The sequence below is a fragment of the Parabacteroides sp. CH2-D42-20 genome, from assembly GCF_003670185.1.
In the GTDB taxonomy this organism is placed as follows: Bacteria; Bacteroidota; Bacteroidia; order Bacteroidales; family Tannerellaceae; genus Parabacteroides; species Parabacteroides distasonis.
In genome coordinates, this window is record NZ_RAYG01000036.1 from 21645 (window position 1) to 36576 (window position 14932).

A 14932-nucleotide genomic window follows, 5' to 3' on the forward strand; every position below is an offset into this window, starting at 1 on the left:
CCTTATTGAATAAATAACCTTATACATTAATTAATAGACATGAAAAGCCAGCAATTACGAAAACTAGCGCCGGAGCTGGATTCACTCCGGCTAGGCAGCGGTTGGAAAATCGACGAATTGAGTAAACCGCAAATCATTGTAGAAAGCAGTTACGGACATAGCCATCCGGGAAGCGCCCATCTGGATAAATTGGTGGACGAGGCCGGAATCGGTATAAAGGAAAAGGGGGGACGTGCCGCAAACTACTTCGTCACCGATATTTGTGATGGAGAGGCGCAGGGACACGATGGTATGAACTACTCATTAGTCTCCCGTGATATCATGGCCGCCATGATGGAAATTCATGTAAAAGCGACTCCTTTCGACGCTGGTGTCTTTATAGCCAGTTGCGACAAATCCGTCCCTGCGCATTTGATGGCGATAGCCCGGCTAGATATGCCTGCTATATTCATGCCCGGTGGTATAATGAAAGCCGGTCCCAACCTACTCACGTTAGAACAAATCGGTACCTATAGCGCCCAATACGAGCGAAAGGAAATAACGGAAGAACAATTCATGGTTTATAAGCGTGACGCATGTCCGGATTGTGGAGCTTGCTCTTTCATGGGCACTGCCTCTACGATGCAAGTAATGGCAGAAGCGCTAGGCATCGCTTTACCGGGTTCCGCCTTGATCCCCGCCCATTTACCCGAGTTAAAAGAAACCGCCCGAAAAGCCGGAGAACATGCGCTCGGACTGGCGAGAGAAGAGTTAAAACCCTCCGATATCATGACGATAGAAGCATTTGAAAATGCGATCATGGTACATGCCGCCATAGCGGGTTCCAGCAACAGCCTGCTTCATCTTCCAGCTATCGCCCATGAACTGGGAATCCAGTTATCACCGGATTTGTTCGACAAGATACATCGTAACATCCCCTACCTTTTAAATATACGTCCCAGCGGTTTTTGGCCCGGCGAATATTTCTGGTATGCGGGAGGCGTACCGGCGATCATGAAAGAAATCAAGGAATTCCTCCATCTCGATGTCAAGACCGTTACCGGCAGAACATTGGGAGAAAACTTAAAAGATTTACAGCTCAACGGCTTCTATGAGAATTGCCATAAATATCTTCCGGCCCTAGGAGTAAAGGTTGGCGATATTATCAAACCTCTCCATACACCGATCAAGGCACAAGGAGCCATCGCTATACTGAAAGGAAACCTAGCGCCCGAAGGGGCAGTCGTAAAGCATTCGGCGATTTCACCCCGCTTGATGCAAGTAACCTTGAGAGCGAGGGTATTCGATTGTGAGGAGAACGCTATTGAGGCGGTATTACAAAAGAGAATCCACCCGGGAGAAGCGGTATTTATCCGTTATGAAGGACCGAAAGGAAGTGGAATGCCGGAAATGTTTTATACGACAGAAGCCATCGCCTCCGATCCCGAGTTGGTAGAGACCATCGCATTGATCACCGACGGCCGTTTCTCCGGAGCTACCCGAGGCCCAGCGATCGGGCATGTATCCCCGGAAGCCTCCGAGGGGGGACCGATCGCCTTGGTAGAGAACGATGACTTGATCCGTATCGATATTCCTGCGAGAAGATTGGATATAATCGGTACCGGCGGTATCGAGAGAAGCGCGGAAGAAATAGAAAAGATCCTATCCGAAAGGCGTGCACATTGGATAAAACCAGAGTCACAATATAAAAAAGGAATCCTTGATATTTATACACACAATAGCGTCTCCCCCATGAAAGGGGCATATATGGAATTTTTTATGTAAGTTTGCGACATAAAATTTCATAATGATGCGCAAGAATATTTCCATATTAGTCAGCCTGTTGATCTTATCGCTTACGGCTTGCTCGGACAAGGGCCAATATTTCGAAGAGAGAGGTTCTGTTTTTCATACAAGTTACCACATCAAATACAAGGCCAAGCAAATCCTAACCGATAAGATCGACAGCGAGCTGCAACGTTTTAACCTCTCCTTAAATCCTTTCAACCCCAACTCCACGATCGCGAAAGTCAATAATAACGAGGATGTGGAGGTAGACGAATGGTTTACCGAAGTATTCAATAAGGCGGAAGAAATCTCCAAAAAATCAGGAGGAGCTTTTGATATTACTTGCGCTCCATTAATTAATCTATGGGGATTCGGATTCAGTAAGATGGATAGCGTAACCCCGCAGATGATCGATAGCATAAAGGCTTTCGTCGGTTATCAAAAAGTGAGATTGGAAGGAAAGAAAATCATCAAAGAAGATCCCCGGATTCTATTGAATTGTTCGTCCATCGCAAAAGGTTATGCTTGCGATGTCATCGCCCGCCTGCTGGAAAAGGAAGGCGTAAAGAACTACATGGTAGAAATAGGTGGTGAGGTCACCATGAAAGGCGTAAATCAACAAGGAGACTGTTGGCGAGTCGGCATCAACAAGCCGGAAATAGGGACAAGCGGCGTAACAAATGATGTTGAAGAGATCGTACAATTATGCCAAAAAGGAGGTGTGGCTACTTCTGGTGACTACCGAAACTTCTACATCAAGGATGGTAAGAAATATGCCCATACGATCAATCCGGCGACCGGTTATCCCGCTGGACAAAATATTCTTAGCGCGACAATCGTGGCGGAAGATTGTATGACAGCAGACGCTTACGCTACGACTTTCATGGTTTTGGGAGTCGAGAAAGCGAAGCTACTGGCACAATCCATCCCCCAAATAGAGTATTTCATTATTTATGCGGACAACAACGGACAACAGAAAGTCACCTACTCAAAAGGTATGTTGGAATACCTTCCTAACAGAAAAACATTGGCTATCCTCGAAAATCCTTAAGTTCCTACATGAAGCGTTATCTAAATCAACTTGAATGCAAAATACAGAGAGCCGGAGATTCCCTGTTTAATACCACAACCACGGATAACCTATTAATCTTCGTATTTTCGGGAAAACTTATTATTTACAGCCAAGAAGGGACACATATAGCGGAAGTGGCAAAAGATCATTTCATGCTACTTGCGCAAAACACCAATCATAAGGTTATAGCCTCAGCCCCTACCCGCCTTATCTTAATACATGCGGGCAGTCTATCCGACATGATCATAAATGACCCGGAATGGAATGTGGAGAAACCGGTCGTCTTACCGATTCCCCCAGCCTTAGCGCACACATTAAATCAGATAGAATATTATATGAAGGATAAATACTTTACCTTGAATTGAGATTAAAAATGTTTCAATTCCTGATAAAGCTTTTGCACAGGTAATCCCATCACGTTATAAAAGCTACCATTGATAGCCTCTACCCCGATATAACCGATCCACTCCTGAATGCCATACCCTCCCGCTTTATCATAAGGTTTATATTTATCCAAATAATAATTAATCTCTTCATCACCCAATTTTGCGAAACAAACCGCAGATTCGACGGAAAAGCCTACATTTTTGTCCTTCGTCATGATACAAACGCCAGTTATTACCTGATGTACATGATCCGACAAAGCATGAAGCATAGCATAAGCTTCCTCCCGATTCGCAGGCTTCCCCATAACCCCGTCAAACGTCCAGACGATCGTGTCCGCCGTGATCAGCAATTCATCATCTGCCATAGTCGATTTATAGGCCTCCGCTTTCGAACGGGCAATATATAAAGGGATCTCCATGGAGTCAATAGAATCCGGGTAAGACTCGTCAATATCCGGAATTACCCTCACCTCGAAGTCGATATCCAGACCAGATAACAAATTCCGTCGTCTCGGAGAATTAGAGGCTAAGACGATCTTGTACTTTTTTAAATTCTCTAACATAACCTATTCGATTAAGCGTTACACATTCACCAAAATTTTACCACCCAAAAGCCTCCTCGCCGAACCAGTGTCCTTGAGCCCGCATCGTTTGCTCGATCACGTCCCTAGCTACGCCTTCGCCACCTCGCCGGGAGGATATATATTTCGCTATCTCCTTGATCTCCGGAGCCGCATCCGCAGGTGCCACCGGCAATCCGACTTGCGTCATTACCTCATAATCAGGAATATCATCACCCGCATACATGATTTGCTCAGGAGACAAGCCCGTTTTTTCCATGAAATCCTTAAAGTCATGCACCTTTACAGCGCTACGCATATAAATATGTTGTATTCCCAAACGAGAAAAGCGAATCTGTACGGCTTCCGTATATCCACCCGTAATTATAGCGACCTCATAACCTTTCTTCACGGCCAATTGCAAGGCATAGCCATCCTTGATATTGACAGTACGCATCGGATCGCCATTCGGGTGAAGCGGAATCACATCGCAGGATAGCACCCCGTCTACATCAAAGACAAAAGCCTTTATTTTTCTCAAATCATAGTTTATACTACTCATGTCGAGCCTCCTTATGTATACTTCGGCTAATCAGCTCATATAGATTTCGCATATCCGGATCTTTAAGCATAGCCATATGTTTGTTTATCACATTCTCGTCATATCGTATAGCTGGTCCCGTTTGGGCTCGCGCCGGCGACATTACATGTACCTTAGCGGCTGTCTCGTCTATCAAAGGTAGCAAGACCTCTCCCGGTATTTGCTGTTCTTCCAAGATCTTTTCAGCTAGCGCATACATATGATTCGTAAAATTACAAGCGAAAACCGCCGCTAAATGTAAGTTCTTTCGCTTCTCGGAGGAGAGGAAACGGACATCACTGGAGAGCGCCCTAGCCACCTCTCCCAGCACCTTCTCATCTTCAGACGAGTTCGCCTCTAAAAAAAACGGTATTTTCTTGAAATCCACCTCCCTACTCTTACTAAACGTTTGTAACGGATAAACCACCCCATATCTAGCCGTAAGACCTTCAAATACAGAGATTGGCATACTCCCTGCCGTGTGCACCCACAAACCGTTATTCGGTTTTACACGGGCGATAACATCTTGGAGCACGGCATCTTTCAAAGAGAAAACATACAAGTCGGCATCTTCCACAATATCTTCCGGGACAACAGTCCACCCACATCCCAATTCATCGGCTAAAATCTTAGCATGCTCACTTGTGTGACTATACACTTGCCCGATACTCATTCCGGACTTACGCATTTCCAACGAAAGCCGGGTAGCTAAGTTTCCGGCACCAACAAATACGACTCTCATTCTTCCGCCTCTTTATTTTCTTCCGGAAGAGAGAACTTTCCTATATGTATCTTCTCCCATTGTAAATGGGATTCATCAAAAGGCTTACGAACCTGATCCTTATAACCGATACCAATGATAGACAAGACATCCAATTGATAAGGAATATCCAGCAACGAACGAACATAATTATTCGAATCCGCCTCATCCTCTGTTACCCGGTTCCGGATCTGACACCAGCAACTGCCCAATCCCAAATCCTCCGCTTGCAATTGCATATAAATAGAAGCGACCGAAGCGTCCTCGATCCAAACATCGCTTTCCATCACATTCGCCAAGACAACCACGGCCAAGGCACAACCCTCCAGAAAAGCAGAACCATTTTTCTTACACCCGGCAAGTTTCTTCAACATTTCCTTATCTTCCACGACCACGAACTGCCAAGGATTACTACGTTTTGAGGCCGGAGCCATCAACGCCGCTTTCAAGATCAGTTCTACCTGCTCGGGTGAAAGTAGTTGTTCGGTAAACTTACGTGTACTTCTTCTATTTTGTATAAGTGTTGCAAAACTCTCCATTTTTTTCGTTCTTTGTACTCTTTTAATATTAAGATTCGCAAATATAAATATAATTTTTTGCACCCATATATACGTATCGTTCTTTTTTCTCGTTAGTATTTTTATAATTGAACAATAGATTATGAAGATTCGTGCGATAGCCGCGCTGCTATTTATACTTATTTCCGTGAGTGCCTTTGGCGAAGGCCGCATAAAAATCACTGGTTATGTCCGTGACGCCGACGGTAACCCTCTGGAATTAGTGAATGTCCGGGTTAAGAACACGTTGATCGGCTCCATGACCAACGAGAAGGGATATTATTCCTTTTCCATATCGCCGGGGGATTCTATCTCCATTATTTACTCTTGTCTGGGATATAATAAAGCTGAACGTATCATTCCTTCGGCACAAGCCGATATGCGCCTGAACGTACAGATGAACAATACCTCATTTGATTTAGGGGAAGTATCTGTTACTGCCATCCGCAAGCAGACCACGACCATGGAGTCCCTAAATGCGGACAAAATCAAGTTATTGCCCGATCCCTCCGGAGGTAGTATAGAGAGCTTGGTCGTTACGTTTGCCGGAGTCTCGTCCAATAACGAGTTAAGTTCCCAGTATTCCGTACGTGGAGGTAGTTATGATGAAAATATCGTTTATGTGAATGGGATCGAGGTATTCCGTCCGCTTCTGATTCGCTCGGGACAACAAGAGGGCCTTAGCTTTATCAATCCGGACCTGACGGAGGCGGTCAATTTCGCCGCCGGTGGCTTCGAGGCTCGTTACGGAGACAAGATGAGTTCCGTGCTGGATATTACCTATAAAAAGCCTAAGATATTCGAAGGCTCAGCTTCTGCGAGCTTGTTGGGCGCGAATGCTTATGTAGGCAGTTCTATCGGTAAATTTACCCAAGTAACGGGTTTCCGCTTTAAAAGCGGTCGGTCTATTTTGGGTACCATGGATACAGACGCAGAATACAACCCTAAATTTATCGATCTGCAAACTTACATCACGTACCAATTGGCCCCTAAATGGGAAATCAATTTCTTGGGAAACCTCGCTAACAATAATTATAAATTCACCCCTTATAGCCGGGAAACCTCTTTCGGTACAGCCGAGCATCCCAAGAACTTCAAAGTCTATTTCGACGGAAGGGAAAGAGACCGTTTCCAAACCTTATTCGGTGCGCTTACATTGAAACACAACCCCAATGAGAACACAGAGTTGGGACTTCAAGCCTCCGCTTTCAAAAGCAAGGAAGAAGAGGGATACGATATCGCCGGAGAATATTGGCTGAGCGAGAACGGAGCGGAAAATCCGGATGACGACGCATCAGCCGCCATGTCCGTAGGCCGTTATCACGAGCACGCACGAAACCGTTTGAACTCCACCGTCATGAATGTCGGGCACTATGGGATGGCCCGCCTTTTAAACAATACGTTGAAATGGGGAGCCACGGTACAAATGGAGAAAATCAATGATAAGATCAGTGAATGGGAAAAAAGGGATTCCTCAGGTTATTCTTTGCCCCAAACCGGTAATAACGTAAGTGTATATTCGAACCTCTTTTCTGATAATCAGATAGAAAGCACACGCTTTTCCGCTTATGCGCAAGACGCGTTCAAATTCAGGACCAAGCAAGGTCTGTTCACGTTAGTCGCAGGAGTTAGAGGTAGTTATTGGACTTATAATAAGGAGTTCCTTTTCAGTCCCCGTGCCTCATTGGGCTTTATCCCGAACTTCGACCAAGACTTGACGCTCCGTTTCGCCACTGGACTGTATTATCAATCGCCCTTCTACAAGGAATTACGTAGAGTAGACAAAGATAAGAACGGCAATAATATCACGGTATTGAACAAAGATCTAAAGTCACAACGCTCCATCCATTTCATATTGGGAGGAGATTATACGTTCCGTGCCGTAGACCGGAATTTCAAGGTGACCGCCGAGATGTACTATAAAAAGCTGGACAATCTGAATCCCTACACCGTAGATAACGTCAAGATCCGCTATTACGGCGAGAACTGCGCCAAAGGTTACGCCATGGGACTCGATGTCAAATTCTTCGGAGAATTCGTACCGGGTACCGACTCATGGATCAGCTTCTCCTTGATGAAAGCCCAGCAAACCATCCGGGAAACAACGACCGTTCCTATGGCCAATAGCCAAGGCTACAACATCTCACTCTTCTTCCAAGATTATTTCCCGGGCTATAAACGAGTCAAGCTAAATCTGAAAGGAGTTCTATCCGGAGGACTTCCCCAGACAATCCCGGGCAAAGGATACGAAGCCGGCTATTTCCGTACGCCCGCCTACAAACGTGTAGATATCGGACTCTCCTATCAATTGGCAGGAGGCACGGACGCTATCATGGACAGAAGCTTCTTCCGCCATTTGAAAAACATTTGGCTAGGTCTGGATGTGTTTAACATATTAGACATCAAAAACGTTAGTTCCTACTATTGGATAACAGATGTATATAATGTCCAATACGCAGTTCCAAACTATCTGACCGGACGTCAATTGAACGTTCGTCTGATTGTCGATTTTTAATAAAATGTATCTTTAAACACATTTACTGGGAGATAAAAACAAAAAATTATTTCCTCATTCATAAAAAGTAGTGTACATTTGCACACAATAGAAACAAACATTTACTAAATCTTTAAATTATTATTGACATGGAACTTACACATATCGAACATTTAGGTATCGCAGTGAAGAGTATCGAGGCTTGTTTACCCTATTATGAAGGCGTTCTTGGATTAAAATGCTACAATATCGAAGTAGTAGCAGACCAAAAAGTAAAAACCGCATTTTTCAAGGTAGGACAGACTAAGATTGAATTACTAGAGCCGACCAGCGAAGATAGCACGATCGCGAAATTTATCGAGAAAAAAGGTGAAGGTATCCACCATATCGCATTCGCGGTACCTGATGTACAGGCAGCTTTGAACGAGGCTGAGGAAAAAGGCGTTAAATTAATCGATAAAGCTCCCCGTGGTGGTGCGGAAGGCTTGAACATCGCTTTCCTTCACCCGAAATCAACTTGCAGCGTATTGACAGAACTTTGCATGCCGGGCAACAAATAATTAATCCGTTCATTTCTAACAACAAATCAAAATACAATGAGTAACCAGCTTGAAAAAGTAAAAGAGCTCATCGCACTTCGTGAGCAAGCTCGCTTGGGTGGAGGAGAGAAAAGAATCGAATCACAGCACAAAAAAGGCAAATATACCGCTCGTGAGCGTATCGCCATGTTGCTTGACGAAGGTAGTTTCGAGGAATTCGACATGTTTGTTCAACACCGTTGTACAAACTTCGGTATCGAGAAAACTAAATATTTAGGCGATGGTATCGTAACAGGTTATGGTACGATCGACGGACGTTTGGTATATATCTTCGCTCAAGATTTCACCGTATTCGGTGGAGCCTTGTCTGAGGCTTTGGCTATGAAGATCTGTAAAGTAATGGATCAAGCCATGAAGATGGGCGCTCCCGTTATCGGTTTGAACGACTCCGGTGGAGCTCGTATCCAAGAAGGAGTAAATGCCTTGGCAGGATACGCAGAGATTTTCCAACGTAACATCTTGGCTTCCGGTGTTGTTCCCCAGATTTCCGGTATCTTCGGCCCTTGCGCCGGTGGAGCCGTTTATTCTCCGGCTTTGACAGACTTCAACATCATGACACGTGGTACCAGCTATATGTTCTTGACTGGTCCGAAAGTCGTAAAAACCGTAACAGGTGAGGATGTAACCCAAGAGCAGTTGGGTGGAGCCAGCGTACACACTACCAAATCGGGTGTAGCCCATTTCGCTGTCGATACAGAAGAAGATGGTTTGCAATTAATTCGTAAATTGCTCAGTTTCTTACCTCAGAACAACTTAGAGGAAACGCCGTTAGTTGAGTGCAAAGACCCGATCGATCGTCTGGATGATGTATTGAACGATATCATTCCCGATAACGCCAACCAATCTTACGATATGTATGAGGTTATCGGTACGATCGTCGATAACAACGAGTTCCTAGAGGTCCATGCGGACTACGCTAAGAATATCATCGTAGGTTTCGCTCGTTTCAACGGACAATCCGTCGGTATCGTAGCTAACCAGCCGAAGGTTATGGCAGGATGCTTGGATAGCAACGCATCTCGTAAAGCAGGTCGCTTCGTTCGTTTCTGCGACGCTTTCAATATTCCTTTGGTAACATTGGTTGACGTTCCGGGATTCCTTCCGGGTACAGGTCAGGAATACAACGGTGTAATCCTTCATGGCGCTAAATTGCTTTACGCTTATGGTGAGGCTACCGTTCCTAAGATTACCGTTACATTGCGTAAGTCTTACGGTGGAGCTTATTGCGTGATGAGTTCTAAACATTTACGTGGTGATATGAATTACGCATGGCCGACAGCCGAGATCGCCGTTATGGGCCCGAGCGGTGCCGTAGAGGTTATCTTCGCCAAGGAAGTAGCAGCCGCTGAAGATCCGAAAGCATGCGCAGCAGAGAAAGAAGCTGAATATAAGAAAGCATTCGCTAATCCTTATAACGCAGCTCAATACGGTTATATCGACGATGTTATCGAACCGCGTAACACTCGTTTCCGTATTATTCGTGCTTTGCAGCAATTGCAGACTAAGAAGTTAAGCAATCCTGCTAAGAAACATGATAACCTGCCTCTATAATCCGTAAAACAGGAGATGAATATGATAAATAAGAAAATAGGGGTATTGCTACTGTTAATGGTTCTCTTCAGTATGGGAGCCAAGGCACAGTTGACTACCTCCGTTAAATTAAATGAAGTGCTAGTTGTCAATGAAGATAACTTTGTTGATGACTATGGAAAACGCCATCCATGGTTTGAGTTGTTTAATAACTCAGCAGGTACGGTGGATTTACGAGGATGCTTCTTAACGAACGATAAAAGTAATCCCAGAAAATATATGATCCCGAAGGGAGATGTACTTACCAAAGTTCCTCCCCGCCAGCATCTTCTTTTTTGGGCAGATGATCAGCCAACAAAAGGGACATTTCATGTAAACTTCACATTCGATCCAAACAAAGATAATTATCTAGCCTTATATGATTCAGATGGTACAACTTTGATCGACGAGGTGACAATCCCTGCCGGGCAAAAAGCAGATGTTAGTTACGGTCTGGATCTTGATGGAGTAGGTAATTGGAGTATCCTTGACAAAGTGACTCCTAGCACCAATAATCTGACGTTAGATTCGAATGCGAAACTTGAGAACTTCCAACGGAACGACCCATGGGGTATTGGTATGACCATAACAGCCATGGCAGTCGTATTCCTTGGCTTAATCATTTTGTATCTAGTATTCAAGCAGATCGGTAACGCAGCGATCAAAGCTAGCAAGCGTAACGCTCAAAAAGCCGCAGGAACAGGTGCTGCCGTATCAGCCAATATCGGTCAAGAATCAGGTGAAATTTTTGCCGCTATCGCTACCGCTCTTTATGAGATGAGCGATGACAACCACGATATCGAGAACACGGTATTGACTATCCACAAGGTTCAACGCAGCTATTCACCATGGAGTTCTAAGCTTTATTCTCTGCGTCAGACTCCAAATAAAAAGTAATCATCCTAAAATCCAATTGACGAATGAAAAGTTTTAAATATACCATTAACGGTAACACATATAAAGTACATATCAACTCAGTTGTAGATGATGTGGCAGAGGTAGAGGTAAACGGAACCCCTTATAACGTAAAAATGGAGAAACCTGCGAAAAAACAAATGGTTACATTGAAACGTCCGGCTCAAGCTCCGACCAATGCCAGCGGTGAACCTGTTATCACCCGTCAAGCAGCTCCAAGTGTAGCCGGCGCTGTTAAATCTCCGCTGCCAGGTGTAATTTTAAGTGTAGACTGTAAAGTCGGCGATACAGTTAAGAGAGGCCAAAAGATCTTGGTATTGGAAGCCATGAAGATGGAAAACAACATCAATGCCGATCGTGACGGTAAAATTGTAGAAATTAAAGTAAACAAAGGCGACTCTGTATTGGAAGGTGCAGATCTCGTTGTAATCGGTTAATGATATGCAAGAAAGTTTCTTACAATTCCTAGGAGAAAATATCCAAATATTTCTCTCCTATACAGGATTTGCGAACGCGACTCCAGGGCATATCGTGATGCTATTGGTAGGTTTGCTGTTCATATTCCTAGCGATTAAATATGAATTCGAGCCAATGCTTCTGATCCCTATTGGTTTCGGTATCTTGATCGGAAATATCCCTTTCAAGGATGCCGGATTACAATTAGGTATATACGAAGAAGGTTCTGTATTGAACATTTTATACCAAGGAGTGAAACAAGGTTGGTATCCCCCCTTGATATTCCTCGGTATCGGTGCCATGACAGACTTCTCCGCTTTGATATCCAACCCTAAGTTAATGCTAGTCGGAGCTGCCGCCCAATTTGGTATTTTCGGTGCTTATATCATTGCATTGCAAATGGGATTTGACCCAAGCCAAGCCGGTGCTATCGGTATTATCGGAGGAGCTGATGGTCCAACTGCAATCTTCTTGTCATCCAAGTTAGCTCCTAACTTGATGGGTGCTATCGCTGTATCCGCATACTCATATATGGCATTGGTTCCTATTATCCAGCCACCGTTTATGAGATTGCTTACAACGAAGAAAGAACGTGTGATACGTATGAAACCTCCAAGAGCCGTTTCACAGACGGAGAAAATCGTTTTCCCGATCGTTGGCTTGTTATTAACAGCCTTCTTGGTACCGTCTGGTTTGCCATTGTTAGGAATGTTGTTCTTCGGTAACTTGATCAAGGAAAGTGGTGTTACTCGCCGTTTGGCAGAGACAGCCCGCGGCCCGCTGATCGATGTTATCACGATCTTATTAGGCATCACGGTAGGTGCTTCTACACAAGCTACCCAGTTCTTAACATTGAACTCTATCAAGATTTTCGGTTTGGGTGCGTTGTCATTCGTTATCGCTACTTGTGCCGGTGTATTGTTCGTTAAGTTCTTTAACCTGTTCCTGAAAGAAGGCAACAAGATCAATCCGTTGATCGGTAACTCCGGTGTATCCGCCGTACCTGACGCTGCCCGTATTTCCCAGAACGTAGGTTTGGAATACGATCCAAGTAACTACTTATTGATGCACGCTATGGGTCCGAACGTAGCAGGTGTAATCGGTTCCGCTGTAGCTGCCGGTATCTTGCTAGGATTCCTTGGTTAATAAAACAACTATCTATATTAAAAAAGGCGAGGTCCGAAAGGATCCCGCCTTTTTATGTTATTGTTCTCAGTTAGCTTGCTCTATAGGAACCGGACTAATCTCCGTACTCGTATCCTCCACCAACGTTGTCCCGAGGAACAACCAGATCATCAAAAGGATTATAGCGACAACCACACCAAATACCAATAGCGTATTCACACTTTTCTTTCTCATGTCTTTAACTGATTTATTCATTTTAGAATAAACAGCCGGAACATGAATTTGGTTGTGTACCCTTACTCTTATTTGTTTTTCCCTAACGCCTCGTTCAGCACTTTGTTCTTAGCGATCGTTGCTTGGAATTCTTTCAAATAGAAAGGCTCAAAATAAGCCACATTCTCAAAACGGCCATCATCATATGCTTGCTGCGACAAGGATGCCATATTTACAGCTAATGGATAGATACCATCTATAAAACAGGCGTTCGGAGAAGTGATTACCGTCTCACATTTAGCGGCACCGTCTCCAAAGAAACAAACCTTACCGTTCTCTAAAAAAGAAGCATACGAATCAGCATCTACGATATCAGCAGTCGTGGCACGTATCGTGTTGAGATGGGAATCATAAATCGAAGAGTAGACTTCCATACGACGGGCATCCAACATAGCGCAATACAAGCAATTGGCCTCCTCCTTATTTTTCCGGATAGCGGCAGACGCTAAAATATCCAGCGTATGAATACCGATCAAAGGAATACCATACCCAAAGCATAATCCTTTAGCCACAGACACCCCGATGCGTAACCCCGTATAAGATCCGGGTCCGCTACTTACCGCCACGGCATCCAGTTTTATCCCTTTCGACTTCGCGGCTTCTAATGCCTCTTCCATATAAACGCCCAATAACGCCGCATGAGACGGCCCCTCGAAGGAAGCCTTCTCAAAGACCACCTCCTCCCCTTCCGACAGGGCTACTGAACATACGGAAGTGGATGTCTCGATATTTAAGATCAATGACATAATAATTAACTATTAACAATTGATAATTGAACGAACAAACAATCTCAATCCTTCAATCTGATTAGGCTGCGAAGGTATACAAAAATTCATTATACTATCAAGGCAGCCCTATGAGAAACATCTATTTATGAGAAAATAAACATCAAATCTAAAAGGAAACCACTATCTTTGCGCAAACTTTTGAGAAAAATGATACAATCAATGACTGGATTCGGTAAGGTTACTGCCGAGCTCCCTTCAAAAAAAGTAACCGTAGAGATAAAGGCTTTAAACAGTAAGCAATTGGATTTGTCCACCCGTATCCCTTCCATATACAAGGATAAGGAAATGGAGCTTCGGAGCCTGTTACTTCAATCTTTGGAGCGGGGAAAAGTTGAGTTCAATATCTTTATAGAATATATAGGCAAAGATACTCCTACACAGATCAATCTTGCCGCCGTAGAGAATTATTACAACCAAATCAAGGAGATCGCAGAGAAACTGAATATCAGCGTTCCGAACGATTGGTTCCAGACCTTGCTCCGGATGCCGGACGCAATCAAGTCTGAGACCGTAGAACCGGACGAATCCGAATGGGAGGTGGTTTTAGAAACGGTAAAGGACGCTATCAAGCACCTGTGTGATTTCCGTATCCAAGAAGGAGCCATGCTTCAAAAGCTTTTCGAGCAAAAGATAGCCAATATCGCCACTCTGTTGAAAGAAGTGGAGAAATACGAGGGGGAACGTATCGAGAAGATCAAGGCTCGTATCATGGATAACCTGCAAAAGATAGCCGAGAAGGACTACGACAAGAATCGTTTCGAGCAGGAGATGATCTATTACATCGAGAAGCTGGATGTCAACGAGGAAAAGAACCGTCTGGACAACCACTTGAAATATTTTATCTCAACCATGGAATCCGGTCACGGCCAAGGCAAGAAGCTCGGTTTTATCGCTCAGGAAATGGGACGTGAGATCAATACGCTCGGATCAAAGAGCAACCACGCCGAGATGCAGAAGATCGTGGTCCAGATGAAAGACGAGTTGGAACAAATCAAGGAACAGGTACTAAACGTATTATAATAAGATTAACG

General features: G+C 44.4%; 16 protein-coding genes. 10 read left to right on the forward strand and 6 right to left on the reverse strand.

Features of this window, described 5'->3' with window-relative positions:
• The first annotated feature begins 39 nt into the window (after positions 1 to 39).
• From ilvD to D7V92_RS18895, 3 genes are read left to right on the forward strand one after another with little or no spacing between them, the layout of a single operon-like run.
• Entirely contained in the window at positions 40 to 1764 is a 1725-nt protein-coding gene (gene ilvD, locus D7V92_RS18885) for a dihydroxy-acid dehydratase (protein ID WP_121773533.1), read from the forward strand.
• A 22-nt stretch (positions 1765 to 1786) separates the two neighbouring features.
• Entirely contained in the window at positions 1787 to 2818 is a 1032-nt protein-coding gene (locus D7V92_RS18890; RefSeq protein WP_121773534.1) for an FAD:protein FMN transferase, read from the forward strand.
• An 8-nt stretch (positions 2819 to 2826) separates the two neighbouring features.
• A complete protein-coding gene (locus tag D7V92_RS18895) occupies positions 2827 to 3204 on the forward strand; it encodes a hypothetical protein (protein WP_121773535.1) in 378 nt (125 codons plus the stop codon).
• A 2-nt stretch (positions 3205 to 3206) separates the two neighbouring features.
• On the opposite strand, the gene D7V92_RS18900 is transcribed toward D7V92_RS18895, so the two are convergent.
• From D7V92_RS18900 to D7V92_RS18915, 4 genes are read right to left on the reverse strand one after another with little or no spacing between them, the layout of a single operon-like run.
• Positions 3207 to 3788: a Maf-like protein gene (locus D7V92_RS18900; protein ID WP_008774130.1), complete on the reverse strand. Its 582-nt coding sequence runs from the start codon at positions 3786 to 3788 to the stop codon at positions 3207 to 3209.
• Between the two features lie 37 nt (positions 3789 to 3825).
• Positions 3826 to 4347, reverse strand: a complete 522-nt coding sequence (locus tag D7V92_RS18905; RefSeq protein ID WP_121773536.1) for an HAD family hydrolase — start codon at positions 4345 to 4347, stop codon at positions 3826 to 3828.
• Positions 4340 to 5107, reverse strand: coding sequence for a Rossmann-like and DUF2520 domain-containing protein (locus D7V92_RS18910; RefSeq protein ID WP_022192879.1), 768 nt, complete (start codon positions 5105 to 5107; stop codon positions 4340 to 4342). Before D7V92_RS18910 ends, D7V92_RS18905 begins: the two co-directional genes overlap by 8 nt.
• On the reverse strand, positions 5104 to 5664 hold the full coding sequence (locus D7V92_RS18915) for a nitroreductase family protein (RefSeq protein WP_005861528.1): 561 nt from the start codon (positions 5662 to 5664) through the stop codon (positions 5104 to 5106). The genes D7V92_RS18910 and D7V92_RS18915 overlap by 4 nt, the downstream gene beginning before the upstream one ends.
• A gap of 121 nt (positions 5665 to 5785) precedes the next feature.
• Between D7V92_RS18915 and D7V92_RS18920 the strand changes: the two genes are divergently transcribed.
• From D7V92_RS18920 to D7V92_RS18945, 6 genes are all read left to right on the forward strand, one after another.
• The gene (locus D7V92_RS18920; protein ID WP_121773537.1) at positions 5786 to 8197 is read left to right on the forward strand and encodes a TonB-dependent receptor; all 2412 of its coding nucleotides are present in this window, start codon (positions 5786 to 5788) and stop codon (positions 8195 to 8197) included.
• Between the two features lie 128 nt (positions 8198 to 8325).
• Positions 8326 to 8736, forward strand: coding sequence for a methylmalonyl-CoA epimerase (gene mce, locus D7V92_RS18925; RefSeq protein WP_005861524.1), 411 nt, complete (start codon positions 8326 to 8328; stop codon positions 8734 to 8736).
• Positions 8737 to 8772: 36 nt separating this feature from the next.
• Positions 8773 to 10326, forward strand: a complete 1554-nt coding sequence (locus tag D7V92_RS18930; protein WP_005861522.1) for an acyl-CoA carboxylase subunit beta — start codon at positions 8773 to 8775, stop codon at positions 10324 to 10326.
• Positions 10327 to 10347: 21 nt separating this feature from the next.
• Positions 10348 to 11241: an OadG family transporter subunit gene (locus D7V92_RS18935; protein ID WP_008774132.1), complete on the forward strand. Its 894-nt coding sequence runs from the start codon at positions 10348 to 10350 to the stop codon at positions 11239 to 11241.
• 23 nt (positions 11242 to 11264) lie between these two features.
• Positions 11265 to 11696: a biotin/lipoyl-containing protein gene (locus D7V92_RS18940; protein ID WP_008774133.1), complete on the forward strand. Its 432-nt coding sequence runs from the start codon at positions 11265 to 11267 to the stop codon at positions 11694 to 11696.
• 4 nt (positions 11697 to 11700) lie between these two features.
• Positions 11701 to 12861, forward strand: a complete 1161-nt coding sequence (locus D7V92_RS18945) for a sodium ion-translocating decarboxylase subunit beta (RefSeq protein ID WP_008774134.1) — start codon at positions 11701 to 11703, stop codon at positions 12859 to 12861.
• A gap of 66 nt (positions 12862 to 12927) precedes the next feature.
• On the opposite strand, the gene D7V92_RS22310 is transcribed toward D7V92_RS18945, so the two are convergent.
• Positions 12928 to 13074 (reverse strand): hypothetical protein, encoded by a 147-nt coding sequence (locus tag D7V92_RS22310; protein ID WP_005861514.1) that lies wholly within the window; start codon positions 13072 to 13074, stop codon positions 12928 to 12930.
• Between the two features lie 68 nt (positions 13075 to 13142).
• A complete protein-coding gene (gene tsaB, locus D7V92_RS18955) occupies positions 13143 to 13859 on the reverse strand; it encodes a tRNA (adenosine(37)-N6)-threonylcarbamoyltransferase complex dimerization subunit type 1 TsaB (protein WP_121773538.1) in 717 nt (238 codons plus the stop codon).
• A 189-nt stretch (positions 13860 to 14048) separates the two neighbouring features.
• Between tsaB and D7V92_RS18960 the strand changes: the two genes are divergently transcribed.
• On the forward strand, positions 14049 to 14921 hold the full coding sequence (locus tag D7V92_RS18960) for a YicC/YloC family endoribonuclease (protein WP_008774137.1): 873 nt from the start codon (positions 14049 to 14051) through the stop codon (positions 14919 to 14921).
• Positions 14922 to 14932: the final 11 nt, after the last annotated feature.

Coding starts and splice junctions, on each gene's coding strand:
- D7V92_RS18905 (WP_121773536.1), bottom strand. CDS start 4,347: ATGAGTAGTATAAACTATGATTTGAGAAAAATAAAGGCTTTTGTCTTT.
- D7V92_RS18910 (WP_022192879.1), bottom strand. CDS start 5,107: ATGAGAGTCGTATTTGTTGGTGCCGGAAACTTAGCTACCCGGCTTTCG.
- mce (WP_005861524.1), top strand. CDS start 8,326: ATGGAACTTACACATATCGAACATTTAGGTATCGCAGTGAAGAGTATC.
- D7V92_RS18895 (WP_121773535.1), top strand. CDS start 2,827: ATGAAGCGTTATCTAAATCAACTTGAATGCAAAATACAGAGAGCCGGA.
- D7V92_RS18935 (WP_008774132.1), top strand. CDS start 10,348: ATGATAAATAAGAAAATAGGGGTATTGCTACTGTTAATGGTTCTCTTC.
- D7V92_RS18960 (WP_008774137.1), top strand. CDS start 14,049: ATGATACAATCAATGACTGGATTCGGTAAGGTTACTGCCGAGCTCCCT.
- D7V92_RS18900 (WP_008774130.1), bottom strand. CDS start 3,788: ATGTTAGAGAATTTAAAAAAGTACAAGATCGTCTTAGCCTCTAATTCT.
- D7V92_RS22310 (WP_005861514.1), bottom strand. CDS start 13,074: ATGAGAAAGAAAAGTGTGAATACGCTATTGGTATTTGGTGTGGTTGTC.
- ilvD (WP_121773533.1), top strand. CDS start 40: ATGAAAAGCCAGCAATTACGAAAACTAGCGCCGGAGCTGGATTCACTC.
- D7V92_RS18945 (WP_008774134.1), top strand. CDS start 11,701: ATGCAAGAAAGTTTCTTACAATTCCTAGGAGAAAATATCCAAATATTT.
- D7V92_RS18940 (WP_008774133.1), top strand. CDS start 11,265: ATGAAAAGTTTTAAATATACCATTAACGGTAACACATATAAAGTACAT.
- D7V92_RS18915 (WP_005861528.1), bottom strand. CDS start 5,664: ATGGAGAGTTTTGCAACACTTATACAAAATAGAAGAAGTACACGTAAG.
- D7V92_RS18890 (WP_121773534.1), top strand. CDS start 1,787: ATGATGCGCAAGAATATTTCCATATTAGTCAGCCTGTTGATCTTATCG.
- tsaB (WP_121773538.1), bottom strand. CDS start 13,859: ATGTCATTGATCTTAAATATCGAGACATCCACTTCCGTATGTTCAGTA.
- D7V92_RS18920 (WP_121773537.1), top strand. CDS start 5,786: ATGAAGATTCGTGCGATAGCCGCGCTGCTATTTATACTTATTTCCGTG.
- D7V92_RS18930 (WP_005861522.1), top strand. CDS start 8,773: ATGAGTAACCAGCTTGAAAAAGTAAAAGAGCTCATCGCACTTCGTGAG.